A 25216-nucleotide genomic window follows, 5' to 3' on the forward strand; every position below is an offset into this window, starting at 1 on the left:
AACAGGAGTATGGCCTGATGCGTGACTTTGTGTGTCGAAACTGTGGGCAGCGGTTGACGTTCGAGAATTCGGTGTGCCTGAACTGCCGGAGTTCGGTGCGGTTCCATCTCCCTTCTCGCGCAATGCTTGTCCTCGATGACACCGACAAGACAGTTCGACAGGACGACTCCGAGTGGCGTAGCTGCGCGAATCTCACAGTGGCACGGTGTAATTGGCTGGTCGAGGCGGATTCCGGCGAACCTTTGTGCGTGTCTTGTCGGTTGACGCGCACGCGGCCCGCGGACCACGATATCGACGCCATGGCGGCGTTTGCCGATGCCGAAACCAACAAGCGCCGTGTGATCCTCGAACTCACCGAGCTTTCGTTGGCGATCACCGGGCGCGACGAGGATCCGCAGACCGGGCTCGCATTCGACCTGCTTTCGAGTTCGAATCAGAAGGTAATCACCGGGCACGACGACGGGCTGATCACTCTCGACCTCGCCGAGGGCGATGATGTTCACCGGGAACGGCTGCGGGTGTCGATGGCAGAGCCGTACCGCACACTGGTCGGGCACTTCCGTCACGAGATCGGCCATTACTACCAGATGGTTTTGGTCGGCGAGGGAGAGAGTCGCAGCCGTTTCGAGTCGTTGTTCGGAAACCCCGATGACGACTATCAAGCAGCGTTGGACCGCCACTACAGCGAAGGTGCACCAGCGGGGTGGGAGTCGGACTTCGTATCCTCGTACGCAACGATGCATCCTGCGGAAGACTGGGCTGAGACCTTCGCGCACTACTTGCATATTCGCGACACCCTGGACACGGCTGCCGCTTTCGCGATGGCCCCCGCGGCATCGACGCTCGAATCCCCACTGCCGGGCGAGATCGGATTCGCGCGGATTATCGAGTGGTGGCTCCCGCTCTCATGGTCGCTGAACCAGATAAACCGTTCGATGGGCCATCAGGATCTGTATCCGTTCGTCCTCGCTCCGAAGGTCCTCGAGAAAATGCGGTTGGTGCACGATCTGATCGTTCCGGCGGGCTGAGATCGACCGGTTCGTCGCGGATGATGGCCGAAGTGAAGTACGTACTCCTCGAGGACGCGATCGGGCGGGTTCTTCCGGCTCGAACGATGCGTTTGGCACGGCAGCGCGGGACGCGTTGCATAGTCGGTCATTTCGAGTCGTCAGTCGCAGCAGGCACAGCCGCGGGTGGTTTCTGTTGGAGCGGCGGTGTAGCTGATCGGTGTCGGACAGCAGGTATGTCCCCGCCAGGCTTCGCGGCCTTCTTTGACGGCGATGACCGCGATAACGAGGGCGGCGACCGGGTCGGCCCAGGACCAGCCGAACAGGCTGTTGAGCAACAACCCCACGAGTAGGACCGCGGACAAGTAGGTGCAGAGCAGCGTTTGTTTGGAATCCGCGACCGCAGACAGGGATCCGAGTTCACGGCCGGCTCGACGCTGCGCATATGACAGCACGGGCATGATCGCGAGACTGGCTGCGGCCAGGCCGATCCCGATCGGTGAGTGCTGCGCTTCGCCGATTCCCAATAGTGCGCGAACGGCGTCGACGGTGACGTACGCGGCGAGAGCGAAGAACGAGAATGCGATGATCCGCAGCGCGGTCTTCTCCCGTGCCTCGGGGTCTCGGCCGGCGAATTGCCATGCCACCGCGGCCGCGGAGGCGACTTCGATAACGGAGTCCAGGCCGAACCCGATCAAAGCTGTCGAGGACGCTCGTGTGCCTTCGGTGAGCGCGATGGCCGCCTCGCCGACGTTGTAGGTGATGGTGGCGGCGACGAACCAACGAATCCTTTTTGCGAGCAACACTTTCCGTGCGGGCGACGGGCCTTGGCCGTGTACATCGGGCATTCCCAGCTCAGCGCTCATCAGCAGCATCCATCGGTATCGGCAGTCGGACAGCACGCCGGGTCGACCGCGAGCACGAGCCCGAGCAGATCGTCGAGTGCCTTCCCGATTCGCCGATCGGCGAGCTCGTAGCGATTGCGTCGTCCCTCGGGCACGGCAACGACCAGGCCACATCCGCGTAAGCAGGCCAAGTGGTTGGACAGGATCTGCCGCGACACGCCTATCTCGTCGGCCAGATGGGACGGGTAGTTCGGGCTGTCACGCAAGCTGAGCAGGATCTGGGTACGCGTCGAATCCGACAGCGCATAACCGAACCGAGAGAGCGCGTCAGAGTGCGGGATCGTCTCCATGCACAGATAGTACATACACTTCTGTATTCAGAAAAGGATGAACTTTGACGCAAACCTGCATGAAGTTGTGGGCGGGTCCATCGGTCACGTGCGCAAGGTCTGCGACGGGGTTCGGCCGTAGCGCTTTCGGTAAGCGGCGGCGAAGCGCGCGACGTGTCCGAAGCCCCAGCGGTAGGCGATGTCACCGACGGTGTGGCCGTCTCCGGGTACAGCAGCGAGCAGGTCTTGGTGGGCTCGGGCAAGTCGCACGTTGCGGAGGTATTCCATCGGGGTGAGGCCGAGGTAGTCGGCGAAGGCGATCTGCAGGGTTCGGACGCCGGTGTCTGCGGTCAGTGCCATGTCGGCGACAGTCAGCGGTGCGGCGGGGTCGTACTCGATCAGGTCGATCACTCGCGAAATCATGCGGGGACGGGGTGGGCGTGGGTCGCCGGCGAGGCGTCCGGTGAAGTTGTTCGGTTGGGCCGCGAGGAGTTGGCCGACGACGAGTTCTTCGAGTGGCCGCAGGACGAGTTGCGGTGCGTCGGTGTCGATCGCGTCGCGGAGCAGTGACACTGCACGTAACCAGTTGCGGCCGTGGCCACTGCCGATGTCGAAGCCGATGGCGAAGTGGACAGCTTCGTCGGGCGGATATCCGAGGGTGCTTTCTACTGTGCGATCCACGACGGCGCGGCTGACTTTGACCGCGATCTGTTCGCAGTCCGCGCTCCACCGCATGCTCGATTCTTCGGTCGGGGTGAGCACCGCTGCTCGTCCGGGTGCCGATTCGATCTCGTCGCGTCCGCATTGGGTCAGGGTGTATCCGCGCAGTGGGACGTTGATTTCGTAGTAGGAGTGCAGCCGCCCGGGGCGGACGATAACTTCGGTGCCGTGTCGTATGTCGGCGATCGTGATGGCGTCGGTTCGCCGCGCTCGCAGGGCCACGTCGAGATCGTGTGTGGGGCCTACTATTTCGAGAGAGTGCGAGCTGAAGATCGACGAGATTCGGTCCTGAGCTTCATCCCGATCGGTCGTGTGCACGACGTCGGTCGACCATGTGGGGTGTTCGTGATGTTGGACGGCCTTGTCCGGTGTAGCGCTCATTGTGTGTCTTTACGTCGGTTGTCTCATTGTGCAGGGCGGGCGGCGTCACTGCGCCTCTTTATCAGAGTCTCCGGAGAGGAACTGGTCAACCAGGGCATTGAACCGAGTGGTGTGTTCGATTTGTACCCAGTGCCCGCAACGGGCGAACACGTGCAGCTGGCTGTTCGGGATCAGGTCGAGCAGCCGTCGACTTGTCGACAGAGGGATCACCTGATCGTCACGGCCGTGCACGATCAGGGTCTCGTGGGTGAGGGCGGCAATCTCCTTTTCCGGAACGGCCATTGCGGTGACCCTGTCCTGCCTGGGGGCTGGGAACATCGCTGCGTAGGCTTCGTGGACGCCGGGGCGCGTGGCGGCGCGGTGCCGTAACTCGGCGAGCTCGTCGGTCGCGAACCTCGGGTCGTAGGCGAATATATTGAGCAGCCGTCGCATGTTCTGCACCGACGGCTGATGGCCCCACACCGCGTCCAAACCAGGCGTGAGCGGAAACAGGACTCCCACACTGCCCATGAGTACGAGCCGGTTGACCCGTTCCGGGTGACGCGTGGCCAGCCGCAGCGCCAATGCACCGCCGAAGCTGTTGCCCACGGGGGATACTCGCTGGAGTCCCAGTGCGTCGAGGAAGCCGATCAGGTGCGTCAGCCAAGTGTCGGCGTTGTACTCCGCGTGGTCGGGACGCTCGGTGTAGCCGAACCCGAGGATGTCGGGGGCGATCACTCGGTGGTGTTTGGCCAGTTCAGGGATCGTCAAGCGCCAGTTCGCCCATGCCGACACTCCGGGGCCGGAACCGTGAATGAGTAGCACCGGATCCCCGGACCCGACGTCGTGATAGTTGGTGGCGAGACCGTTCACCTCTATGCTCCGGCCGATCTCGGGTGAAGCTTCGTGTATCTGATCGGCTTCGGATATGGCGATTTGCTGTGTCATCGAGATTTCCTTTCTCGCCGCACGAATAGCGGCTGATGTTTCGAATCTCGCATGCGGCGGTGCGGTGGGCAAGACCGCCGGCGCATCCGAAGTGAGTTGGCGCACAAATGCTTGCGCGAACCGGATAAGACCTTCGCGCAGCGGATCGGAATCCGTTCGCGGCCCTGTCACAGTGGGGTCATCGACAACGCAAGCTCCACCGGCGAGGAGGTTTTCATGAACGACATTGATTGCAGCACAGCGTGTTCAGTCGCTGACCTGTCCATGCAGGCCACCTCGAGTGCCGGGGCAGTGCGAATCCTGCCGGCGAATGTGCGGTTTTCCGTCGAGCCTGGCGAGTCGATCGTCGACGCGGTTCGCAGGATTGGATATCGCACGCGCTATTGCTGCCGACGGGGAGGCTGCGGTGCGTGCAAAGCGGACCTGGTCGCCGGGACAGTGCACTATTCGGTCCCGATTGCCGAGTCGGTCCTCAGCGTCGCCGAGCGCCGGGAGGGCAAGTGCCTACCGTGCCGAGCGCATCCTGTCGGCGAGATCGTCATCCGGCTCGCTGAGCGAGACCGGCTACGCCGCACATTCGGCTTCATCAATCCTGCCAGCGGCGACGCTGGCCGCTGAAAGGAACAACACATGGGTGTCATAAGACTCGGGTACGTCCATTTACGGGTCACCGACCTGGATTCCTCGACCGAGCACTATCGCAACACGCTCGGCATGGACGCTGTCGCCGAGGAAGACGGGCGGCTCTACCTGAAGTCCTGGGATGAACACGACCATCATTCCGTGGTCCTGGAAGAAGGCGGTGTCGGGCTGGTCAAACTCGGCTATAAAGTCGCTACGCCGGAGGACTTGGACGAGTTCGAGCATCGCGCAACGGTATTCGGTGCTCGGGTGCAACGGATGAGCAAGGGCGACAACGTCGGAGTCGGCGACGGACTGCGGATAACTCTGCCGTCGGAGCACACCCTCGAGCTTTACAACGACGTCGAGTATCTCGGAAATGCCACGGGCAGCTGGAATCCCGACCCGTGGCCGCGAGAAGGCCTGCGTGGCATCGGGGTTCCGCGACTGGACCACACTCTTATCACCACCGCCGACCCGATCCTGCTGGAACGGTTCTTCTCCGAGGTGCTCGGCTTCCGGGCAGCCGAACGTCTCGTCGGCGGTCCCGATAACGACGACCTCGTCGGCTCATGGATGTTCTGCGGTGAACAGCCCCACGACATCGCCTTCGTCAAGGGGGAGCAGGGCAAACTGCACCACTTCGCGTACCACGTCGACGACTGGACCAGCCTGCTCCGCGCCGGCGACATCTTCTCCATGCGCGACGTCCCGATCGATTTCGGACCCGCCCGGCACGGCATCACCCGCGGGGAAACGCTGTACTTCTTCGACCCGGCCGGCAACCGCAACGAGATCTTCGCCGGCGGCTACCGCACCGGTCCCGACTTCCGCACCATCACCTGGACGATGGACAAGGCCGCGCAGGGCATCAACTACACCCATCGCGAACTCGATCCCGACTTCCTCAACGTCGTCACCTGATGGATTCACCATGGACAAACAGAAATCTGAAGGAGCCGACATGAATACCGCGATCGCGCCAAGTCCTGTCGACGTGAAGCTCTTGCGCCGACGACTCGGCGAATTCTCCACCGGCGTCACCGTCGTGACCTACCGGGACAGCGACGGACAACCGCGCGGTGCCACGATGAACTCGTTCACGTCGGTGTCGATGGATCCACCGCTCGTGCTGGTGTCCGTCGCCCGGCAGGCGAAAGCTTGTGAAGGGCTGCGCGACAACGCCTTCACCGTCAACATTTTGGCCGCGAATCAACTCGACCTCGCTCTGCATTTCGCGGGCAGACCGAACACCTCGCTGGTAGTGGGGTGGCACGAACCGACCGTCGGGCCACCGCGCCTCACCGGTACGGCGGCGTGGTTGCAGTGCCGTTCGTGGCGTGACTACGACGGTGGCGACCACATCCTCGTCCTCGGTGAAGTCGAGCACCACGACGCCCGACCGTTGGAACCGTTGACCTTTCACCGTGGCGAGTTCCGACGTCCCGGTCTCAAGCTGCTGCAGCTGCCCCGCACTGTCGCGTTCGACGGTCGCCCGGCCTGCGAATGGGCCAGCCACGTCAACATGTTCTACGCGCTGGCCGATGCCGGCATCGACGACCAACCGCTCGATATCTGATCAGGAGATGCATCATGAAAGTCAACTATTTCCAACAGGTTCCGTACCGTCAGCTTCCCGACGACTTCGAACAGCGATACGAATCCGTCGTCACGACACCGTATTTCGATGTTACGACCTCGGACAACGTCATTGGCGCGTTCCGCCAGTCCATCGACGAACTCATGCACGCCGCCCGCGCCGGCTTCGACGGGCTGCTGGTCACCGAGCACGGGCAAAGTTCCTACGACATGGCACCGAACCCGAACATCGTCGAATCCGCGGTGGCCTACGCCACCGAAATCGAGAACATCGCAACCGCGATCTACCCCGTCGGGCGCTCGTTGGGCAAAAGTCGTGAACCTATCCGCGTCGCCGAGGAACTGGCGATGATCGACGCCATTTCCAGTGGCCGTTTGGTCAGCGGTTTCCCCGTCGGACTGGCCTACGACGCGAACATCAACAACGGTGTGCCACCGGCGCAGACACGTCAGCGTTTCGACGAGAATCTGGAACTGGTGCTCAAAGCGTGGACCGAACGCGAAGCGTTCCCCTGGAACGGGCGCTTCGCGCAGCATGCGGCAGTAAACATCTGGCCCAGGCCCATCCAGCAGGCGCCGCATCCTCCGGTGTGGATCACCGGCATCGGCAATCCGAAGACGATGCAGATGACCATCGATCGCGAGTTCGGGTTCAACTACTTCGGCTGGTTCGGTCTCAAGGTCACCGGACGGCGAATCTTCGACCGGTTCTGGGAACTGCTCGACAAGTCCGGCAAGGACGCCAACCCCTACCGCCTCGGGTTCATGCAGACCATCTGCGTCGCCGACACCGACGCGAAAGCCGAAGCACTGTATGCCAAGCACGCCGAGTACTTCTTCCAGAAAGGCATCGGCTCGATCCCCATGCAACGCCTCGCGTTGCCCGGCGGGATCGATATCCGCGGCGTCGAGGCGATCATGCGCGACCCGGGCGATTTCGGCATCTATAACAAGATGCGCACCGCGTCTTTCGCTGATCTGGTCGACGCCGGCTCGGTGATCTGCGGTTCACCCGACACGGTTGCCGAGCAACTAATCGCCTACGCCCGCGAATATCGCATCGGCAACCTGCACGCGATGCTGCAGTTCGGTTCCATGCCGCACGATCTGGCAAAAGACAACATCGATCTGTTCGCGAGCGCCGTGATGCCGCGCCTGAAGCAGGTGTGGGACGACGAGGGCCACGAACATCATTGGTGGCCTGAGAGTCTCGGCGGCCGACCACTCGCAACCAGCCCGAACAATTTGATTGGAGCACTCGCATGAGTACGATCGCCCTACCCGAGGTCACCGAACGGGTCGTCGAGGTCTGGAACGGCAAGATTCGCCTGCGGTTCAAAGTCACCGGTAGCGGGCCGGGCCTGGTGTATCTGCACCCGGCCGCCGGTCTTGCCTGGGACGGATTTCTCGCCCGGTTGGCCCAGGACTACACCGTCTACGCCCCCGAATTCCCCGGCACTTCACCCGTCGACCCCTACGCCATCCACCACGTCGACGACCTGTGGCAACTGGTGCTTCTCTATGAGGAGGCCATCCGCCGCCTGGACATCGGTACGCCGGTCCTGGTCGGGCAATCATTCGGCGGGATGCTCGCTGCCGAACTGGCCGCTGCCTACCCCGATCAGTTCGACAAGCTCGTCCTGCTCGATCCGATCGGCCTGTGGCGCGAGGACAAGCCGGTCGCGAACTGGATCACCGCCGCACCGACCGAGCTTCCGGCCATGCTTTTCGCTGACCCGGAAGGCCAAGCAGCCCAGGCGATGTTCACACCCCCCACCGACCCGGAAGAAGCGATCGCCGCCGGCGCCGGGATGGTGTGGGCGCTGGGCTGCACCGGTAAATTCGTCTGGCCCATCCCGGACAAGGGCCTGAAGAATCGCCTGCACCGCATCACCGCACCGACCCTGATCATCTGGGGCGAACAGGACAAGCTGATCGACGTCTCGTACGCGGACGAGTTCGCGTGCCGAATCGCCGGCAGCACCGTCGCGACCGTGCCCGGTGCGGGACACATTCCGCAGGTCGAGCAAACCGACCTCACCCACAAACACGTCGACGGCTTCCTACGCGAAGGCCGGTGACTGGATTCGGTATCACGAGTCGGCCCGGCTGAACCGCCGGTGCCTTGGTGGTGCCCAGCAGCGACATCATCGGTGCGCCGGAACTTCGCGACGGGTCGGGTCGGCGTCATGTTGGACGCCGACCACCGTCGGGGAGCACGAAGTGGGTGCGTTCTACATCGAGTGCGCCCGACGTACTGGTCTCCGGTCACCACGGATCGTGCTCGGCGCGCAAGATGGATATCGGATAGATGGCACCGCCACCCAAGACATGGGTAGCTATGGCCTGCGCGTCGACGCCACGCATCGGCAGGCGAGTCATTTCTTCCAACGTCACCCAACGGGCGCCGAGAGAATGCTCGTTCGGAACGCTGCGGGGCGGGGTGTCGAAAGTTGGGCTGCCCGCGAAGATCACGCGGAGCCGCGCCGTCCCGTCCGCTTTCGGCGAATGATCGATAGCCACTACACCGTCGAGTGTCACGTCGATTCCGGATTCCTCCAATGTTTCGCGCTTCGCGCCATCGACCAGCGTCTCGCCGGGCTCGACGCGCCCGGCTGGTAGGTACCAGAGCTGCTGATGCTTTCGCTCTTGGACGAGCAGAATCCGCCGCCCAAAACGCACCAGAACAAGTGCGAACGCCCACGTCGGAATCGGGTCCCGTGCCATAGCAACACCTTTCGGCTGAAGGATTCGACGGTAACAGCAGGTGAACTCGGCGCGGGTTCGATTCTGCGAAGCTGCTCGGACCACAAGTATTGCTAGAGCGACGCCACCGGCAAGTAACAGTCGCGAGTTGCTCCATCGCGGTGCGGAGTTCAGGTCCGCAGCGACGCCACATATGTCGAGCTCGATCCATCCCAACCGCACTGCGTGCAACGCCCGTCGGGTCCGCGGCTGTGGAGACACGGCGGGTATCCGTAGATCCAATGGGAGCATTCGGGGCACAGTTGCGCCATCTGGGAACGAGCCGCGAAGTAGCTGCTCTGGCACTCGTCACACGTCCGAATGTCGTTGGGTGCTGGCGGTGGAGCGCTGTCATCCGTACTCATCGCGTCGATTCTCCCACCCCGGGCGATCGCGCCCCCGTGTTCGCTTCGACGGGCCGTCGTTCCCGCATAGGCTTGACAGTACTTCGCACAGCAACGGCAACCTCGAGTAAGACGACGATGAAGCAACAGTTCAACGGCAAGAGAATTATCAACTGGCGCAAGCCGTTCGACCGGCGACGGTTGAGTCGACGGTTCGTGCGGTCCCGTGACGCCGACGTGGACGTGTGGAGTGGAGAGGCCGACGAGTATTGGAATCCGCTGCGTCCCTTCGATTCGATCGATGACGACGCGTGGTGTTGGGAGGCCGACCAGGGCACGATCGCCGCCCATCATCTCGGCAACCTGGTGCGGTCTGTTCTCGATCACCCCTCGCCGTTGCGGTCGGCGCTGGAGGGGCGCTCCGCCGAAGCTGAGCTCGCCAATGTCGACGGCGTACCGACGTCGGAGATACCCGTCGAGGAACGTCTGGCAACCTACGTCGGTGAGCTCGATGGCGTAACGAGCACACCCGAGGTTGTCAGGCAGCGAATCAACAATGCCATCAGCAACTTCCGAGAGCTCGACGTCATCAAACTGGAAGCGGAACGGCTCGGTAGTCCGACGCTGGCCGCGAACGTGTGCTTGTTTGCACCGTTCTGGATCCGAAGCCCACTGTCGTGGGATCGGCGTACCGCGCTGGCGACGCATGTGTTCGCGCGGAGCGAGGTGCCGGAATGTCTGCAAGCGGCATGGCTTTCGGAATTCGCCGATAGATTTTCGGACGAGGGCAACGCGAAGTACCGGCTGAAGTGGATGGTGTGGTTCATCGTGCTGGGCCAAGGTGGAGATCTGGCGCGGGCGGGGCAGCTCCTCGGCTGGGACATCGCCGCCGGGTACGGGCAGTTTCTCTACCGTGTGCCCGACGGGGCGTCGTTCGCCGAGGCGGCTTTGCTGGCCGAGATTGCGCGTGTGGGTGGATCGGCGGCCGACCAGGCGCGGATCGTTGCTCATTCCGCATTGAAGATCGATCCGACCGATGTCGAGAAATCGTCGCTCGATTTCCGCACTTTCTGGCGTGACGCGGTGACCTGGGTCGTCGATCATGGCAGTGCGGTCACTGACGACGAGTGCGAGACGATCCTGGCCTGGGGGGTGCACGAGTTCGGCGAGTCGCAGGGCTCGGGCTCGCGGTTTACGTTGGGCGAGTACGGAGTCGAGTCGGCGGTGTCGGTAAGCACGACTTGGGATCACGCGCACAACCGCAGCTGGTTTCGTTATCGGTGGCAGGCGCACGGTCTATCGTGGGAATCGACGCATTCCGACAGGGTGTGGTCGTTCGTCGAACTGACCTCCGGCACCGAACTGCGTCGCGAGGGCCTGGCACTCGATCATTGCGTTGCCGATTACGCCGGTCGCTGTGCGGTGGATGTGTCTGCGATCGTGTCACTGCGCGTAGACGGCGTGCCGCGCTTGACGATCGAACTACACCCGCAGACAAGGCGCATAGTGCAGGTCAGGGGATTGCGAAATCGTGCGGCGACCAGCCAGGAGCGCGAGATCGTCCGGCGATGGGCCGGCGAGGTGCTGGGTAGCCCGTAGCCGCGAACGGTGGGGCCTCGCAGCTTCAGAGCGCGGCACGAAGGCGATCGGCGAGTTCCTTTGCGCTGGTGACGACGATGCCGGGGCGGTCGATGAGGGCTCGGTCGATCACGCTGGCCAGTTGGTCGGGGATAGCGGGGTTTCGATGCTGGATCGGGACCGCGTCAGTGCCGAGCACTATGCCGATGGGGTCGGCGCCGAGGGGGAATTCGCGGGGGGTGCGGCCGGTCAGCATCCAATACAACGAGGCGGCCATAGCCCAGACATCGACGTCGGGTTTGGCGTATTTGAAATCGATCATCTGCGGGCGGGGCATGAAGGCCATCGTTCCGGCGACTGCGCCGGTCATGGTGTGTCCGGACAGGCCTGCGAAATCGAAGGCCTTCGCGAGACCGAAGTCACCGATTTTCGTTATCCGGTCGCGGCCTTCACCACTGAGCAGGAGGTTGGCGGGTTTTATGTCGCGGTGGATCACGCCGCGCCGCACGCCAGCATCGGCGAGCGGGGCGGTGTGGGCGTACTGCAGTCCCTCGAGTGCTTGCAGCACGATATGGACAGCCTCGTAGACGCTGAGTGGTCCGGTGCGGGCGACGTAATTATCCACGCTGCCACCGTCGCAGTATTCGCTGGTGAAGAAGAACGCGCCGCCCTCGGAACCGGAATCGTGGAAGGTGACGATGTTGCGGTGGCGCAAGCCTGCCAGGATCGCGATTTCTCGGCGGAAGTCTTTGTGCGCGCGCGAACTGCCGCTGGCAGCGAGGAGCACCTTCAACGCGCCGAGGTTCCCGCTGCCCTGCCTGGCGAGGAACACCGCTCCCTGCCCGCCGCGGCCGAGTTCCCGGATGACCTCGTAGCCAGCGTCCTTGGCGACTTGCAGCGCAGCCGTCGCGGGATCGTAGTCGTCGTCGAGATCGAACGACCAGTGCCACTGCCCGCCTGAATCGATGAGGTCATCAGCGATTCTGCCGTCCGAGGAGTCGTACGTGAGGTTGGCGTGTTCTGGTGGGGGCGCGGCGATGGCGACTTCGAGCACGGACGACCCGAGCTTGATCCGATCCCCGGCCGACAGGTCGGCTTCCCGGTACGCGGCGCGGGCACCTTCCTCGGGTGTCTGATCCGGGCGGCGGCGACCTATCTCGTATCCGTTGACGTGGGTGCCGTTCAGACTCCCGAAATCGCGTACCCGGATAGACGGTGGATTGATGTCGAACAGGCAGTGGTGACGAGAGACCGTCGGCCGATCGGTGGCGTCCACGATCCGGGGAGAGCAGTCGTCGGCACGCCCGGCGATGGCGGTCGTGCGTTCGTCGTAGACGAAAGTGGTTCCGCGCAGTGGTCCCTCGACCACCGACAACGTGACAGTCGGATTCATCTCGCCCCCGCGGGTGTGGACGGTTCGGCTGATTTGTGAGCTTTCACCGGTTCGTTGTGATCATGTATACGCCGTCGCTGCGACTGACGTAGAGGTCGCCGTCACTTGACACTGCGATTGCGAGGTCCGAGTCCGAGACATCGGTGGTCACAAGCTCCGCCGTCTGGGCACCGGGCGCGAGTCGGAGCACGCGGTCGCCGAGGTCGGTGTCGTTGTTCGGGTAATCGGCGGTGTCGAGGACCCATACGGCGCCGTCGCGGTCGGTGGTGATGGCGACTGGGTTCTGTAGTTCGCCGAACGGGAGCACTTTCTGTGTGGTGTTGTCGGAGGTGAGTTCGAGGACGCGGTCTTGTTCAGGGTCGGACATGAAGATCGTGTCGTCCTTGCCGGCTGCGAGTGCGGGTGCGGCGAAGCCGTTTTGCGTGTCGATCCCGGTCAGGATGCGTTCGTAGTCGGCGTCGCCGCTTTTACGGACCAGGTCTCCAGCGAATTCGTCGACGACGTAGACCGCCGGGCCGGTGTCGGTGATCGCGATCGAGCCGGGCTCGTTGACCTCGAGGAGCAGGCGGGCGGTGCTGGATCCGGCAGGAAGCGCCAGCACGTCGCGGCGCGGCGGGTCGGTAACGACGATGGTGCCGGCGCTGTCGACCGCTATGTCGTTGGGGCTGACCACATTTGGGAAGGGCAGGGTGGTTGTACTACCGTCGTCCCGGTTCCAGCTCAGTACCGCACCGGACGTGTCGGCTATCAAGAGATCGCCGTTGGGTGCCACTGTGATCCCGCTCGGAGAGTCGAGGCCGGAAATCGGCAGTTTGGTTGTCGCACTATTTGTTTCGTCGTCACCTCGCAGGCTCCACGCGGCTACAGCGCCGCTGACGACGACCAGCCCGGCCGCAATCGCCAGCGCGACCGGCGTGCGTAGCCAGGGTGTCGGCTGGGCTGGGTCGCGGGGCCGCCGCGACCGTGGATCGGGTATCGATGCTTCGGTCCAGTCGATCGTCGGCGCGGGACTCGGTGTGGTGGTGTTGGCGAGCGCGTGTCCGACCGCTCGCGCGAGGGTGCCACAGGTGACGTACCGGTCGGCCGATGATTTCGCCAGAGCGCGAGCGATGATCGCATCGAAACTGCCCGGGAGCCCCACGACCTGTTGGCACGGGGTGGGTATCGCGCCGTGCAAATGTCCGTATCGGACCTGCGGCGGTGATCCGGGATAGGGCTTCGCGCCGGTGAGCAGTTCGTAGATCGTGCAACCGAGGGAGTAGACGTCGGTGCGGAAGTCGAGCCGGTGTCCTTGGAGTTGTTCGGGGGAGGCGTAGGACAGGCTGGCGGTGACGTTCGCCGTGGCGAAGCTGGAGTCGGCGGTTTTCGCGATGCCGAAGTCGGTCAGGAACACACGCGGTAGGCGTCCTGGCGGGGCCGTTTCGACGAGAATGTTGGCGGGTTTCACGTCGCGGTGCAGTACGCCGTGGGCGTGTGCGTGGTCGAGAGCAGCGGCAACCTGCTCGATGATGTGGCTTACCAGGCCGGGTGGCGGCGGTCCGTTCTCGTCGAGCAGCGAGTATGCGTCGGTCGCGTCGACGTACTGGTAGGCGATCCACAAACGTTCTTCGAACCGTCCGCGGTCGAGTACCGGCACAATGTTGGGGTGTTCGAGCCTGGCCGCGTGATCGGCTTCGGACTCGAAGTGCGACCGAATGTGGTTGTCGGTGGCGAGATTACGGTGCAGTACCTTCAACGCGACCCGCTTGGGCATCCGCGGATGCGTTGCCAGGTACACCGTGCCCATCCCGCCCCGGCCGAGCACCCGTTCGAGGGTGAACCCGGCAAACGGGCGACCGGCAGACCCGCGGCCCCGTCCCGGCATCGGCACCTCCCTGTTCATGATCGAGGGAGTTCGAGCACTCGGTCCTCATCGGTGGTGACGACGATGCCACCTTCTGCCGTGACCGCAACATCGATGAGCGTGCCGACGTCACCGAACGCTAGTACCGCCGCGTCGGTCCCGTCGGAAGCGACGCGGACGACGCTGTTTCCGTCCACGATGAAGATCCTGCCGTCGGAGTCGACGGCGACGCCGCCGGGTTGGCGGAGTCCGTCGACGGCGATGGGTTCGTAGCGGCCGCTGTCGGGATCCACCCGACCGATCCGGCCGGCTGCCCGATCGGTCACCACCACCGTGCCATCGGGTGCGACAGCCAGCCAGTTCGCCTGCCCATCGGGTATCGAGATTTCGGTGATGGTGCCGCGGGAGGTGACCGGCGCCAACCGGTACAAGCGGCCGGCGTCGGTGACGAACACGGAGTTGTCGACCGGAGACGATGCGACGTCGAAAACATGGGTGAACTGGTCGGTGAGCACAGTTTCGGTACCGGTCCGCTGATCCAGCCGAATGAGATCGCCGGTTCCGAACGATGCCACCGTCACCTCGCCGTCGGCACCGACGTCCACACCACCAGGGCTCGCCACGTTGTCGAACGGCAGCACGTCCTGACTTGCTGCATCGTCCCTCAACGACAGAATCCTGTTGTTCTCTCCATCGGCTACATACACGGTGCCCTCGGTGTCCACGGCGATGCCTGCAGGATCGTCGAGTCCGGTGAATGCCAGCGGCACAGGAGATTTGTACTCGCCCGGGGAGTCTGCGCCTCGTACGTCGATCCAGACGGCGGCGGCCGCTGTGGCGCCGAGGACAAGTACTGCGATCGCGGCACCCCAGACCTTGTGCCGGGTGCGGCGGGTCAGGCCACTGCGTTCGTGGAGTGCTCGCTGGAGTGCCTGCGCCAGTTCGGTGCAGGTTCGGTAGCGGTCCTGCGGACGCTTGGCCAGGGCTGTTGCGATCACCGCATCGACAGCGGGCGGGAGGTCCTTTTGAATTCGGCTGGGCCGGGGGATGGGAGCGTCCAGGTGTGCTCGCAAAACCACAGGTATCGCCCCGGAATACGGGGCTTCGCCCGTGAGTAGCTGATACGCCGTGCAGCCGAGTGCGTACACGTCAGACCATGGTCCGGGCGGGGAGCCGACGATCTGCTCGGGTGCGCACGGCAGTGCTGCTGTCGGCGAGTGGTCGCGGCGAGGATCGTGGGTGGCCGCGGTAAAGCCGAAGTCGGTCAACAACACTCGCTCGCGGCGGCCCGGACGGGGCGTCTCCAGCAGAATGTTCGACGCTTTGACGTGCCCGTGCAGCACACCCTGGGTATGCGCATAGTCGAGGGCGGAAGCGATGTCTGAAACGATGTGGGCGGCGCGGGCTGGAGCGATTCGCGCGGTGTCGATCGCTTGGGCAGCATCGACCGCGTCGATGTACTGGGTGGCGATCCAGGACCGATCGGCGTCGCGGCCGATGTCGAGGATCGACACGATGTGGGGATGGTCCAGGTGTGCGGCGCGGCCGGCCTCGGCGTCGAATGCGGCTATTCGGTCGGCGGAAGTCGGAATCGATTGCAGAACTTTGAGAACCAGTCGTTTCGGCAGTCGCGGATGACGCGCCACATACACCGCGCTGTGCGGGCTGAACTTCAAGCATCTCTCGATGGTGAAGCCGGCGAAACGGTGCCCCGGCGCGAACTCGCCCCCCACCACGCGTGCTGCACCTCCCTCGCCGTCGGTTCCCAGTATCACGCGTGTCGGGTTGGTAGTGGGTGACTGTCGGCGTATCGGTTGACAAGATGGCGACTATGGCCGCAGACGACTTCTCCGCGCCGGACCTGACTGTTCTGGAATCAGGCTACGACGATTCGACGTCAGGAGAACACACTTGGACGCTGTATGCAGCGTCGTGGCCGGTATTCGATCTGACCGAGTGGGCACTTTTGCAGGCTCGAGCGATCGGCGCACCGGGGGACTCCGTTGTGGAGGACCGGGCACACGGACGTGCCGAGGTTCGGCGTGCCCCGGCAAGGGGTTCCGGAGTGATCAGTTTTGCCGTCGGCACCCAACCGCCGCGGCCAACCAGCCGAAGCATCCCCAGTGGCAACCAGTCTTTCATGCTGCACGATGTGTTTCGACCTGGTGTGTTCGGTGCGCAGACCGCGCCCACGTGGTCGGCGGTGTATCGCAGTCCGATCTTCGTCGTGGCGTTCGCATTGGTGGCAGTCGGACTCGTCGGTATCGGCTCGCAACGGACCGCGGACGGTCCCCAATGGTGGCTGCTCGGCTTGATCGGGTGCGTAGCCGTGACTGTGGCCGGGTTGGGCTCCTCGATTGCGACGGTCTATCACCAGGAGAACCGTAAAGACCGCTGGTACGTGTTCGGTGTGCACGCCGGAACGCTGGCCGTAGTGTCGATCGCGTTGGCGGTGGCGCTGGTTGTGGCCGCGCAACGGGCGCACGGGTTCCTCGAAACCGTGAAAGGGTTCTGCTTTCTGTTCGGGTTCACCATGTTGCCGGTCGGGTTGCTGCTGATGTTCGTGCTGGGGGTGGTCGGCGGGGCAAGCACACCGCGCGGGCGGGGCAACCTGATCCAGGGCGGCCACCCGCTACAGTCCAGAACGACGCGACCGTGACCGCCGGGCGTCGCCGAGGTAGCAGACACCGGCCGTGATGGAGGTCCGAAGTAATGGCGATCGACAGCTTCGACATTGCAATGGTCGAGCGCTATCTGAACAGCCGCGGTTGGCGCTTCGACCGCACGGGGGACCACAAGGTGGTCATGAAAGCCCGCGCGGGCGAGCGAGACGTGTGGGTGAAGTTCAAGTCGTCTCGGTCGGCGCCCGGTGTCTGCACTATTCGAGTGCAATCCGATCACGAGTTTGCGCGCGAGGATCGGAGTCGGCTACTCGAACGTGCGAACCGTTGGAACTCCGAAAATCGTTGGCCCACAGCATATGTCGTTGATATACCGGCTACCGGAGGGATCCAGGTCGTCGGTAAGAGCTCGTACAACTTCGGAAGCGGCGTGCATTTCGACCTGTTCACTGCACTCGCGAACAGCACGATCCTCGGCGCCGTGCAGATGCTCGACGACATCGGTACGTCGATGAAGCTGCCGCGGACAGGAAGTTTCGAAGCATGGTTCCGGCTCTCCGAGTGACCCCGTGCGTCAGTCTTACTCGTGTGCCGCGGGTAGTGGCCGGCGACCGGCACATGACACATGGTCGAGGATGATGGGCCACATCACGCACGCGGGAGCGAGCCACATCGGTAGCCGATCCCGAAACGACGACCGCTGGGCGGCACACCCCGACATTGGATTGTTCGTACTCGCGGACGGCATCGCCACAGCACCGTCCGCCGCGCGAGCGGCCGACCTCGTTGTGCATCAACTGCCCCGATACCTCGACGAATCAGGCCGCGCCGACTCCCGCCTTATACCCGGCGGTGGCGAACGAGCCGGCGAGGATCTCTGCAGAGCCGTTGCCTCGATGTCCGACAGCCTCTACCGTCACACCCGTCGCCACTCGGAGCTCGCCGGAACCGGCACCACTGTCGTCGCTGCACTGGTGGATGCGAGCGCCGTAACGGTTTCCCACCTCGGTGACAGTCGGGCATACCTCCTGCGCGACGGAGTCCTGACTCAACTGACCAGCGATCACACGCTCGCTGCTGCACTCGTCGAGGCAGGGGAACTTACCGGAGACGAGGTCGAGCACCACCCAGGACGTCACCGACTCACCCGGTTTGCCGGCATGCGTCCCCCCGCGTTGCCCGGCTGCACCACGATCGACTGGACTCCAGGCGACCGGTTGATGTTGAGCAGCGACGGGCTCCACAACGCGGTACTACCCACCGCAATCCGAGACATCCTGAGCGACAACGCCACAAGTTGCGAGAAGACTTGTCAGCGCCTTATCGACGCCGCGATCGCCGACGACTCCGCCGACAACACGACCGTCATCGTCATGCACCTCGACGGGGGCGGCCCCGACTCGGAAAGCAGGCCCTTGTCTCGAACGTGATCACTTCGGGGTGTTCACAGTGGAGATCCGCCTAAGGTACGCACATGGCCGACATTGACGATCGCTCACCGAGGCTTGCTGTTTCAGGTGCTGCGATCGTCGATGTCTTTGTTTATGTAGTCGTGTTGAACCTGTTCGTGGAGTTTGTTCCTCAGGTGCTCACCGAGTCGTTCACGCTATCCCTCTTGACCGCCGTGCTACTCAAGTGTGTTCTCGAAATCGTTGTGGTGGTGAAGATTCGTGTCAAGGAGCGGTTTCGTCGAGCTACTACTCCGGTCGAGAAAGTTGTCGCCGGCTTCCTGCTGTGGGCGGTGTTGTTCGGTAGCAAGTTTGTTGTCCTCGAGGCCGTGGACATTGTGTTCGGTTCCCGCGTCAGCCTCGGTGGCTTCTTCGCGGTCTCGCTGCTGATTGTGATTCTCATGCTGTCGCGTTCCGCTGTCCGCCGCCTGCTGTCCGCGCCGCACACTGCCCCGACCGACAACTGAGGATCGGTAAGCGGACCGGAGGCGAACGCACCCTAACGCCGTCGCCAGGCCGAACGTCGCGGGATAGAACCCAATTACCTACTGTCGGTGTGATTTCCGGAGAACCCGCGCGGCAGGTACCGGTGTTCGTGTTCTGTGTCGGAGTGGTCCTCGGACTCGCTGTTCACTCTGCGCCTGTGCTCGAAGATCACAACGCATACACCCACAACGACGCAGGTCGTGGAGGCGGCAGCGATGATCCACGTCCAACCGTAGAATCCGTAGCCCGCGGCTGTCAGGCCAACTCCCAAGAGTGCGATGCCGGCACATGCCAGAACGTAACCCACCCAGGTCCAGTCACGTTTGAGGGTCTGGTGGCCGTTCGGGCCGGTGGTTGTGAGGTCGTCACCGGTCGTGGTGTGTCTGGTCATGCTCATGTCCTGTCCGCTTGTTCGATTTCGCTTGGTTTCGAACTCCGGTACCGCTATCCGGATCGACCGGAGCGCTGACGCGGAGTTCGCACCACGATGACCAGGGAGGCGAGGCGGAGACCACCGGGGGCACCGGACTGAGCTGGCTGCTCAGCTAGTTCTGACTATAAACGATGCACAAACGATGCAACAGTCTGAACTGCACACCATGTAGACACGATTTCGCTGCTGATACTTATCGGGCGAGCGTGGCCGACGGGGGGCACGCCGTATTTTTCGCGGTAGGACGCCGCAAACCGCCCTGTGTGCATGATTCCCAAGCGCATGGCTATGTCGGTCACGGTGGTGGGAGGCTCATATCCTCCTGCTCCCGACTACAACCGATGCAAAAGTGGTTACCGAGAATGAGGCGCTCGGGGCGTGGCTCGGCGGCAATCCGTTAGATTGCGCGGGCGGCCATCGTGAATGCAGGTCGCGTCGAGAGCGCATCGGCAATGACACAGGTCACGTTCTCGCAGGCCACGTCCAACTACCGATGGCGGGGTCGTCTTCGCCGTGCTCGCGGGTGTAGGCGCGCGCCGACAGTCGGGCATCGACCATTTGCTGGCGCAGCGTGGCTGCCCGGCTGCCGAGCGAGGACACGCGGTCGATCACGTCCATGACGAGGCTGAAACGGTCGAGACCATTGAGCATCACCATGTCGAACGGTGTGGTTGTAGTGCCTTCTTCTTGGTATCCGTGGACGTGGATGTTGCCGTGGTTGGTTCGGCGATAGGTCAGTTTATGGATGACCGACGGGTAGCCATGGAACGCGAAGACAACGGGCTTGTCCAAGGTGAACAGCGCGTCGAAATCCCGGTCGGTCAACCCGTGGGGGTGCTGGCGATCTGATTCGAGACGCATCAAGTCGACCACGTTGATCACCCGCACCGACAGGTCGGGTAGGTGTGTCCGCAACAGGTCTGCGGCAGCGACGGTTTCGAGTGTAGGGATGTCTCCGGCGCATGCAAGGACCACGTCGGGTTCGCCGTCGGTGTTGCTTGCCCACGGCCAAATGCCCAGTCCGCGGGTGCAGTGGGCGATCGCTTCTTCGATCGTCAGGTAGGTCAGCGCGGGCTGTTTACCTGCGACGATGACGTTGACATAGTTGCGGCTGCGCAGGCAGTGGTCTGCCACAGACAGCAATGTGTTGCTGTCCGGCGGCAGGTAGACGCGCACGATCTCGGACTTCTTGTTGATCACGTGGTCGATGAATCCGGGATCTTGGTGTGAGAATCCATTGTTGTCCTGTCGCCAAACATGGGAAGACAGTAGGTAATTCAGTGACGCGATCGGTGCGCGCCACGGGATTTCGCGGGTGGTCTTGAGCCACTTGGCGTGCTGGTTGAACATCGAATCGATGATGTGGATGAACGCCTCGTAGCAGTTGAACAGGCCGTGGCGGCCGGTGAGGAGGTAGCCTTCCAGCCAGCCCTGGCACAGATGCTCCGACAGCACCTCCATGACTCGCCCGTTCGGGGCGAGGTGAACGTCTCCCGGCAAAACTTCGGCGTCCCACGCGCGATCGGTCTGCTCGAAGACCGCGGAGAGGCGGTTCGACGCAGTCTCATCGGGGCCGAAGAGCCGGAACCGGTCTGGGTTGCGAGCGATGACGTCGCGCAGAAACTCTCCGAGCACACCGGTCGCCGAGTTCGATGTTGCTGCCGGTTGGTCGACCTGCGACGCGTAGTCGCGGAAGTCGGGCATTGTCAGGTCACGCAGCATCCGGCCGCCATTGGCATGGGGGTTCGCGCTCATGCGGCGAATTCCCGTCGGGGCGAGCGCTTTCAACTCGGTGACCAGCTGTCCCGTTGCGTCGAACAATTCCTCGGGCCGGTAGCTGCGCAACCACTCTTCGAGCTGCCGGCGGTGCTCTGCGTTCGTGCGCGTCTCGGACAGCGGAACCTGGTGAGCGCGCCATGTGCCTTCGACCGGTTGTCCGTCGACTGTTTTCGGCCCGGTCCAGCCCTTCGGGGTGCGCAACACGATCATCGGCCACAGCGCCCGCTCGGAGTTTGTCCCATCGCGAGCGGTGCGTTGAATGGTCGCGATCTCGTCCAACACCGAATCCATTGTTGCAGCGAGCATTTCGTGAACGGTCGCGGGATCGTCACCTTCGACGAAATGCGGTGTATATCCGTACCCGCGCATGAGCGAGGCGAGTTCTGCGTCGGGAATTCGTGCCAGCACAGTCGGATTCGCGATCTTGTACCCATTGAGATGGAGCACCGGCAACACCGCGCCGTCGGTCACCGGGTTGAGGAACTTGTTCGAGTGCCAACTCGCGGCGAGTGCGCCGGTCTCCGCTTCTCCGTCTCCGATCACACAGAGCGCCAACAGATCTGGATTGTCGAACACGGCGCCGTAGGCATGCACGAGGGCGTAGCCGAGTTCGCCGCCCTCATGGATCGAGCCAGGAGTTTCGGGCGCAACGTGACTCGGGATACCACCGGGGAAGGAGAACTGCCGAAACAGCTCGCGCATCCCGTCCTCATCTTCGGTGATGGCGGAGTACACCTCGCTGTAGGTGCCGTCCAAGTATGCGTTGGCGACGAGTCCCGGGCCCCCGTGACCGGGTCCGGCTATGTAGACCACGTTGAGGTCACGCTGCTTGATTGCGCGGTTCATGTGTACGTAGAGCAAGTTAAGGCCAGGTGTGGTGCCCCAGTGGCCGAGCAGGCGTGGCTTGACGTGTTCGGGCTGCAACGGTTCGCGCAGCATCGGGTTGTCGAGCAGGTAGATCTGGCCGACAGACAGATAATTCGCTGCGCGCCAGTACGCGTCGATCAGCTGTACGTCTTTCGTGCTCATGGTCGGGTTGCGCGAAATGTCGATCGATTGCATTGCTGCTCCCTCGAAGGCGCCTGAAGCGGCAGCCTGTCTTCGACGCTACGCGTCGCCAGCCTGCGGGGGCAGAGTCCGAGGTCACGGAGCAGAAGGGCCTTGCGCCCTGCCCTTGACCGTGAAGTTCCTCGACAATTGGCGAATGATCCCAGTGACACCCGGCATCGACCTGTACTGGTTGCCGCTCGGGGCGGGCGGGCATTCGGTCCGCTGGAACGGGCGGATCTTCGAATTGCTCTGTGCGGTGCGCGAACGACGTGCGGCCAGGCCCTTGTTTCACTCGGCCTTGCGAATCAGTCTGCCGCCGCATCGGTACGTGGTCGAGATGACGCCTGTCTGGAATGTTCCAGTGGGAGACCGCGGTGTGGTCGGTGAAGGTGCAGTCGGCGCCCGGTGGGCTGGTCGGTGGCGGTTCGGCAGGTACGAGGTGCACTGCTGGCGCGGCGGGATGATCGGTGACGTTGGCGAGGCGGTCGACGGCCCGCAGCGACTGACGTCGGACGTGGAGATCTGTCGATCGCTGCTGGTGAAGCTGCCGGAAGTACCGTGCGTGGTGTGGGGTCGAGACGAAATGCGGACCGGGTCGATGTGGAACTCCAACTCGGTTGTCGCGTGGGCACTTTCGGTTGCCGGTCTCGACGCGGCGGGCTTGGCGCCGCCCGCGGGCGGGAGCGCGCCTGGTTGGAACGCTGGCATTGTCGCCGCCGCCCGCCGCGTACCGCCTACGGTGCCAGCGCTGCCGCGATGAGCGTGGTCTCGGCGTCGAGAGAAGCCGGTTGCAGGTAGTCGCGCTGGTCCTCGATACCTGCCAACTGATCGCGCATCGCCTCGGGCGTCAGCTCGGTAAGAACCACGCCATGTGTTTCGGCGACGAAAATCTTGGCGACCCGCCCGCCCGCCACCGAGTAGACGCTGCCGCTGACCGCGCAGTCTTCGTGCGCCAGGTATGCGACGACGGGGCTGACGCTTTCGGGGCCGACTCGGCTTGTCAGGTCGCCGAGAATGCCGGCAGTCCCATCCGCAGCATGGCCTCGATGATCTCGGTAAGTGTGCTGTCGAGTTCGACCGAAGCCGGCGCGAGCGCGAAATCGAATACCGAACTGGGCTCGGCCGCCGCGTCTACGCCGTTATCGCGCAGCAGTTTATCGGCCAACAGGTGAACGAGATGAGCCTGCGCGACAGAATCCTCGGTGATCAGCTTGACCAGGCGACCGTCGGCGTCGACGACAGGAAGCGTCGTGAAACCGGTGTGCAGCATGACGTCGACGATCGATGCGAGCTCTTCTCTCGACTCGACGAGAACTGCAGGTCGACTCATGAAATCGCCGGCGCGAAGAGGTCTCGAGCCTGCGCTGGCGACAACGGGAAGATTCGGCGACGGACATGTTGTGCTCCTTGCATTACCGATCGTGTACATAACTGATGTCCGGCGCCGAAGTGTCGGTTCGGGGCGCAATGTCGAGCATGTGGCCCGTCGCTGCCGGCAATTCAAGAAGGGGACGTCATGCAAATCAACCAGCCGGTGCTAGTTGGGTCGACGGCTCCCGTGAAGCGCAGGAGGCATTGCGTTGGGCCGCGGGAGAAGCCGCGAGCCACCGGGCTCCGCCGCTGATGTGAGGCACCTGACGTGCGCGTCTTACTCCAGACCCAGGAGCGCTCCGCCATGAAGTACACCGTCTCGATCGAGATCGCCCTACCGCGGGAGCCAGTGGTGCAGCTGCTCGCCGACTCTGCACATCTGCCGAAGTGGCTGCGGGGTCTGGTGCTGCACGAGCCGCTGAGTGGGTTGCACGGGCAAGTCGGTACCACATCGCGGGTCGTGTTCCAGACGGGGAAGCAGAAGTTCGAGTGCACCGAGACCATCACGCGTCGGGAACCGGCAGACCTGCGCGGGATCCCGAAAGAGAGCGTCGTTCACTTCGACCGCGAGATCGTCGGCGAGGGCATGTGGAGCGCCGTGCGTGAGCGGCTGACCGAATCGGGTCCGGAGAAGACGCTCTGGGTGAGCGAGAGCGAATATCGGTTCAGCGGCGTGCTGATGCGGGTGGTGGGGCTACTGATGCCTGGCACCTTCCGCAAGCAGTCACAACAGCACATGCAGGACTTCAAGGCGTTCGCCGAGCAGGGCAAGGACGTCCGCGAAGCGAAGGACTGACCTTGGACCTGACCCTCCACTCGGGGCGATCGTCCGAGTCGGAGGCGGAACGGCAGAGACCACCCATGCACGAGGACGTTGGAGAAGCCCCTAGTGGAACGAGGGCTCCGACTCAGAGGTCGAGAACCATTCCGAGATTCGGTCGCAGATCCAGTCGGCATCGTCGAGGGGCAGATCGTGTCCTGCGTTGTCGTGCAGGCGAATTGGCGCCTGCAGACGTGCGGCGATCGTTTGTGAGGCGCGAAATGATACGAGCCGGTCTGCGCGCGACGACAGAATAAGCAAGGGCGTTGCGACGTGGTCGGGCAGGGTGAAGCGGCTGCTCGCGATCGCTTGGTTCACGACGCTGTTGTGGCTGGGTCGCCGGTCGGCAAGGTAATCGGCCCAGCGTCGTGCGATGGCTGTCTTGTCGACGTGTGGACTGTTGGACGAAATTTCGACCACTGCGCGTTCCTGCGCGTAGTCGGACCGGAATCGTTGCAGTAGAAGGCTGGGTACTCCTGCCGGGCGTACCCGGTGCCAGAACGGGCTGGCGCCACTGCTCGAGTTGATGACGACACCTCGTTGAAAATCGTTGGGGTAGCGAGCCATCCAGTCGAGTGCGACCATCCCGCCGAACGAGATTCCGAGCAGGGACCAGTGCTCGCAGTGGTTGTCGAAACGCGCACGGATGTCGTCGGTGACCGCCGCGATGGTTCGTGGGCAGAGGCGAGCGCTTTCAGTGCCGAATCCCGGTGAGTCGATGCATGTCACTTTCGCGTCGAGTCGCTCGGCGAGCGTGGCGGGAAACTGTTCCCAGTGGCGTTGCTCGCGGGTGAGTCCGCGGAGTAGGAGCCAGTTCGTTGACATTGATCACCTGTCCTCATCGTCGAGTCACGGTCACACCACAGCAAACCACGC

At 63.4% G+C, this 25216-nt stretch carries 26 protein-coding genes; 13 read left to right on the forward strand and 13 right to left on the reverse strand.

All coding sequences use genetic code 11. The features are described from left to right. The first annotated feature begins 17 nt into the window (after positions 1–17). Complete coding sequence (locus tag JGU72_RS20565) at positions 18–1028, forward strand: zinc-binding metallopeptidase family protein (RefSeq protein ID WP_199685902.1); 1011 nt, start codon at positions 18–20, stop codon at positions 1026–1028. A gap of 140 nt (positions 1029–1168) precedes the next feature. Here JGU72_RS20565 and JGU72_RS20570 read toward each other — a convergent pair whose 3' ends face one another. From JGU72_RS20570 to JGU72_RS20585, 4 genes are all read right to left on the reverse strand, one after another. Then, positions 1169–1873: a cation efflux transmembrane domain-containing protein gene (locus JGU72_RS20570; protein WP_199685903.1), complete on the reverse strand. Its 705-nt coding sequence runs from the start codon at positions 1871–1873 to the stop codon at positions 1169–1171. Continuing rightward, complete coding sequence (locus JGU72_RS20575; RefSeq protein ID WP_199685904.1) at positions 1873–2202, reverse strand: ArsR/SmtB family transcription factor; 330 nt, start codon at positions 2200–2202, stop codon at positions 1873–1875. Before JGU72_RS20575 ends, JGU72_RS20570 begins: the two co-directional genes overlap by 1 nt. Positions 2203–2286: 84 nt before the next feature. After that, complete coding sequence (locus tag JGU72_RS20580; protein WP_199685905.1) at positions 2287–3282, reverse strand: AraC family transcriptional regulator; 996 nt, start codon at positions 3280–3282, stop codon at positions 2287–2289. 45 nt (positions 3283–3327) lie between these two features. Next, positions 3328–4209 carry an alpha/beta fold hydrolase gene (locus tag JGU72_RS20585; protein ID WP_233532712.1) on the reverse strand — a complete coding sequence of 294 codons (882 nt, stop codon included), beginning with the start codon at positions 4207–4209 and terminating at the stop codon, positions 3328–3330. Positions 4210–4425: 216 nt separating this feature from the next. On the opposite strand from JGU72_RS20585, the gene JGU72_RS20590 reads away from it, so the two are divergent. Genes JGU72_RS20590 through JGU72_RS20610 form a run of 5 tightly spaced genes read left to right on the forward strand, consistent with a single transcriptional unit; the run spans position 4426 to position 8510 of the window. Further along, the gene (locus JGU72_RS20590; protein ID WP_199685906.1) at positions 4426–4827 is read left to right on the forward strand and encodes a 2Fe-2S iron-sulfur cluster-binding protein; all 402 of its coding nucleotides are present in this window, start codon (positions 4426–4428) and stop codon (positions 4825–4827) included. A 12-nt stretch (positions 4828–4839) separates the two neighbouring features. Then, positions 4840–5754: a catechol 2,3-dioxygenase gene (locus JGU72_RS20595; RefSeq protein WP_199685907.1), complete on the forward strand. Its 915-nt coding sequence runs from the start codon at positions 4840–4842 to the stop codon at positions 5752–5754. A 40-nt stretch (positions 5755–5794) separates the two neighbouring features. Next, on the forward strand, positions 5795–6409 hold the full coding sequence (locus JGU72_RS20600; RefSeq protein WP_199685908.1) for a flavin reductase family protein: 615 nt from the start codon (positions 5795–5797) through the stop codon (positions 6407–6409). Between the two features lie 14 nt (positions 6410–6423). Then, positions 6424–7695 carry an LLM class flavin-dependent oxidoreductase gene (locus JGU72_RS20605; protein ID WP_199685909.1) on the forward strand — a complete coding sequence of 424 codons (1272 nt, stop codon included), beginning with the start codon at positions 6424–6426 and terminating at the stop codon, positions 7693–7695. Next, entirely contained in the window at positions 7692–8510 is an 819-nt protein-coding gene (locus JGU72_RS20610) for an alpha/beta fold hydrolase (RefSeq protein WP_199685910.1), read from the forward strand. The genes JGU72_RS20605 and JGU72_RS20610 overlap by 4 nt, the downstream gene beginning before the upstream one ends. A 187-nt stretch (positions 8511–8697) precedes the next feature. Here JGU72_RS20610 and JGU72_RS20615 read toward each other — a convergent pair whose 3' ends face one another. After that, positions 8698–9156 (reverse strand): NUDIX domain-containing protein, encoded by a 459-nt coding sequence (locus JGU72_RS20615; RefSeq protein ID WP_199685911.1) that lies wholly within the window; start codon positions 9154–9156, stop codon positions 8698–8700. Positions 9157–9656: 500 nt separating this feature from the next. Between JGU72_RS20615 and JGU72_RS20620 the strand changes: the two genes are divergently transcribed. Beyond that, positions 9657–11117 carry a PcfJ domain-containing protein gene (locus JGU72_RS20620; protein WP_199685912.1) on the forward strand — a complete coding sequence of 487 codons (1461 nt, stop codon included), beginning with the start codon at positions 9657–9659 and terminating at the stop codon, positions 11115–11117. A gap of 25 nt (positions 11118–11142) precedes the next feature. Here JGU72_RS20620 and JGU72_RS20625 read toward each other — a convergent pair whose 3' ends face one another. From JGU72_RS20625 to JGU72_RS20635, 3 genes are read right to left on the reverse strand one after another with little or no spacing between them, the layout of a single operon-like run. Then, a complete protein-coding gene (locus JGU72_RS20625) occupies positions 11143–12489 on the reverse strand; it encodes a protein kinase domain-containing protein (RefSeq protein WP_199685913.1) in 1347 nt (448 codons plus the stop codon). Positions 12490–12532: 43 nt separating this feature from the next. Beyond that, entirely contained in the window at positions 12533–14353 is a 1821-nt protein-coding gene (locus JGU72_RS20630) for a serine/threonine-protein kinase (protein ID WP_199685914.1), read from the reverse strand. Between the two features lie 14 nt (positions 14354–14367). Then, complete coding sequence (locus JGU72_RS20635; protein WP_199685915.1) at positions 14368–16068, reverse strand: serine/threonine-protein kinase; 1701 nt, start codon at positions 16066–16068, stop codon at positions 14368–14370. A gap of 95 nt (positions 16069–16163) precedes the next feature. On the opposite strand from JGU72_RS20635, the gene JGU72_RS20640 reads away from it, so the two are divergent. From JGU72_RS20640 to JGU72_RS20655, 4 genes are all read left to right on the forward strand, one after another. Beyond that, complete coding sequence (locus JGU72_RS20640; RefSeq protein WP_199685916.1) at positions 16164–16991, forward strand: hypothetical protein; 828 nt, start codon at positions 16164–16166, stop codon at positions 16989–16991. A gap of 53 nt (positions 16992–17044) precedes the next feature. After that, positions 17045–17518 carry a YbjN domain-containing protein gene (locus tag JGU72_RS20645; RefSeq protein WP_199685917.1) on the forward strand — a complete coding sequence of 158 codons (474 nt, stop codon included), beginning with the start codon at positions 17045–17047 and terminating at the stop codon, positions 17516–17518. A gap of 70 nt (positions 17519–17588) precedes the next feature. Continuing rightward, entirely contained in the window at positions 17589–18383 is a 795-nt protein-coding gene (locus JGU72_RS20650; protein ID WP_233532713.1) for a PP2C family protein-serine/threonine phosphatase, read from the forward strand. A 44-nt stretch (positions 18384–18427) separates the two neighbouring features. Next, complete coding sequence (locus JGU72_RS20655; protein ID WP_199685919.1) at positions 18428–18868, forward strand: hypothetical protein; 441 nt, start codon at positions 18428–18430, stop codon at positions 18866–18868. Between the two features lie 74 nt (positions 18869–18942). On the opposite strand, the gene JGU72_RS20660 is transcribed toward JGU72_RS20655, so the two are convergent. Further along, positions 18943–19278, reverse strand: coding sequence for a hypothetical protein (locus JGU72_RS20660; protein WP_199685920.1), 336 nt, complete (start codon positions 19276–19278; stop codon positions 18943–18945). A gap of 504 nt (positions 19279–19782) precedes the next feature. Beyond that, positions 19783–22161, reverse strand: coding sequence for a phosphoketolase family protein (locus JGU72_RS20665; RefSeq protein ID WP_199685921.1), 2379 nt, complete (start codon positions 22159–22161; stop codon positions 19783–19785). A 142-nt stretch (positions 22162–22303) separates the two neighbouring features. On the opposite strand from JGU72_RS20665, the gene JGU72_RS20670 reads away from it, so the two are divergent. Beyond that, a complete protein-coding gene (locus JGU72_RS20670) occupies positions 22304–22909 on the forward strand; it encodes a hypothetical protein (protein ID WP_199685922.1) in 606 nt (201 codons plus the stop codon). Here JGU72_RS20670 and JGU72_RS20675 read toward each other — a convergent pair. Both JGU72_RS20675 and JGU72_RS20680 read right to left on the reverse strand, forming a co-directional pair. After that, positions 22884–23063 (reverse strand): hypothetical protein, encoded by a 180-nt coding sequence (locus JGU72_RS20675; protein ID WP_199685923.1) that lies wholly within the window; start codon positions 23061–23063, stop codon positions 22884–22886. The two genes, JGU72_RS20670 and JGU72_RS20675, sit on opposite strands and share 26 nt — an antisense overlap. 86 nt (positions 23064–23149) lie before the next feature. Then, the gene (locus JGU72_RS20680) at positions 23150–23479 is read right to left on the reverse strand and encodes a CBS domain-containing protein (protein WP_199685924.1); all 330 of its coding nucleotides are present in this window, start codon (positions 23477–23479) and stop codon (positions 23150–23152) included. Between the two features lie 345 nt (positions 23480–23824). On the opposite strand from JGU72_RS20680, the gene JGU72_RS20685 reads away from it, so the two are divergent. Further along, on the forward strand, positions 23825–24316 hold the full coding sequence (locus JGU72_RS20685) for an SRPBCC family protein (protein ID WP_199685925.1): 492 nt from the start codon (positions 23825–23827) through the stop codon (positions 24314–24316). A 90-nt stretch (positions 24317–24406) separates the two neighbouring features. On the opposite strand, the gene JGU72_RS20690 is transcribed toward JGU72_RS20685, so the two are convergent. Continuing rightward, positions 24407–25165: an alpha/beta fold hydrolase gene (locus tag JGU72_RS20690; RefSeq protein WP_199685926.1), complete on the reverse strand. Its 759-nt coding sequence runs from the start codon at positions 25163–25165 to the stop codon at positions 24407–24409. Between the last annotated feature and the right edge of the window lie 51 nt (positions 25166–25216).

The organism is Antrihabitans auranticaus, assembly GCF_016481275.1.
Classification (GTDB): domain Bacteria; phylum Actinomycetota; class Actinomycetes; order Mycobacteriales; family Mycobacteriaceae; genus Antrihabitans.

Bases quoted from the DNA above. Each gene is read 5' to 3' on its own strand.
- JGU72_RS20660 (WP_199685920.1), bottom strand. From the start codon at position 19,278: ATGACCAGACACACCACGACCGGTGACGACCTCACAACCACCGGCCCG.
- JGU72_RS20570 (WP_199685903.1), bottom strand. From the start codon at position 1,873: ATGAGCGCTGAGCTGGGAATGCCCGATGTACACGGCCAAGGCCCGTCG.
- JGU72_RS20680 (WP_199685924.1), bottom strand. From the start codon at position 23,479: ATGAGTCGACCTGCAGTTCTCGTCGAGTCGAGAGAAGAGCTCGCATCG.
- JGU72_RS20575 (WP_199685904.1), bottom strand. From the start codon at position 2,202: ATGGAGACGATCCCGCACTCTGACGCGCTCTCTCGGTTCGGTTATGCG.
- JGU72_RS20585 (WP_233532712.1), bottom strand. From the start codon at position 4,209: ATGACACAGCAAATCGCCATATCCGAAGCCGATCAGATACACGAAGCT.
- JGU72_RS20595 (WP_199685907.1), top strand. From the start codon at position 4,840: ATGGGTGTCATAAGACTCGGGTACGTCCATTTACGGGTCACCGACCTG.
- JGU72_RS20645 (WP_199685917.1), top strand. From the start codon at position 17,045: ATGGCGATCGACAGCTTCGACATTGCAATGGTCGAGCGCTATCTGAAC.
- JGU72_RS20610 (WP_199685910.1), top strand. From the start codon at position 7,692: ATGAGTACGATCGCCCTACCCGAGGTCACCGAACGGGTCGTCGAGGTC.
- JGU72_RS20685 (WP_199685925.1), top strand. From the start codon at position 23,825: ATGAAGTACACCGTCTCGATCGAGATCGCCCTACCGCGGGAGCCAGTG.
- JGU72_RS20565 (WP_199685902.1), top strand. From the start codon at position 18: ATGCGTGACTTTGTGTGTCGAAACTGTGGGCAGCGGTTGACGTTCGAG.
- JGU72_RS20600 (WP_199685908.1), top strand. From the start codon at position 5,795: ATGAATACCGCGATCGCGCCAAGTCCTGTCGACGTGAAGCTCTTGCGC.
- JGU72_RS20620 (WP_199685912.1), top strand. From the start codon at position 9,657: ATGAAGCAACAGTTCAACGGCAAGAGAATTATCAACTGGCGCAAGCCG.
- JGU72_RS20640 (WP_199685916.1), top strand. From the start codon at position 16,164: ATGGCCGCAGACGACTTCTCCGCGCCGGACCTGACTGTTCTGGAATCA.
- JGU72_RS20630 (WP_199685914.1), bottom strand. From the start codon at position 14,353: ATGCCGGGACGGGGCCGCGGGTCTGCCGGTCGCCCGTTTGCCGGGTTC.
- JGU72_RS20605 (WP_199685909.1), top strand. From the start codon at position 6,424: ATGAAAGTCAACTATTTCCAACAGGTTCCGTACCGTCAGCTTCCCGAC.
- JGU72_RS20655 (WP_199685919.1), top strand. From the start codon at position 18,428: ATGGCCGACATTGACGATCGCTCACCGAGGCTTGCTGTTTCAGGTGCT.
- JGU72_RS20580 (WP_199685905.1), bottom strand. From the start codon at position 3,282: ATGAGCGCTACACCGGACAAGGCCGTCCAACATCACGAACACCCCACA.
- JGU72_RS20690 (WP_199685926.1), bottom strand. From the start codon at position 25,165: ATGTCAACGAACTGGCTCCTACTCCGCGGACTCACCCGCGAGCAACGC.
- JGU72_RS20650 (WP_233532713.1), top strand. From the start codon at position 17,589: ATGATGGGCCACATCACGCACGCGGGAGCGAGCCACATCGGTAGCCGA.
- JGU72_RS20665 (WP_199685921.1), bottom strand. From the start codon at position 22,161: ATGCAATCGATCGACATTTCGCGCAACCCGACCATGAGCACGAAAGAC.
- JGU72_RS20590 (WP_199685906.1), top strand. From the start codon at position 4,426: ATGAACGACATTGATTGCAGCACAGCGTGTTCAGTCGCTGACCTGTCC.
- JGU72_RS20670 (WP_199685922.1), top strand. From the start codon at position 22,304: ATGATCCCAGTGACACCCGGCATCGACCTGTACTGGTTGCCGCTCGGG.
- JGU72_RS20615 (WP_199685911.1), bottom strand. From the start codon at position 9,156: ATGGCACGGGACCCGATTCCGACGTGGGCGTTCGCACTTGTTCTGGTG.
- JGU72_RS20625 (WP_199685913.1), bottom strand. From the start codon at position 12,489: ATGAATCCGACTGTCACGTTGTCGGTGGTCGAGGGACCACTGCGCGGA.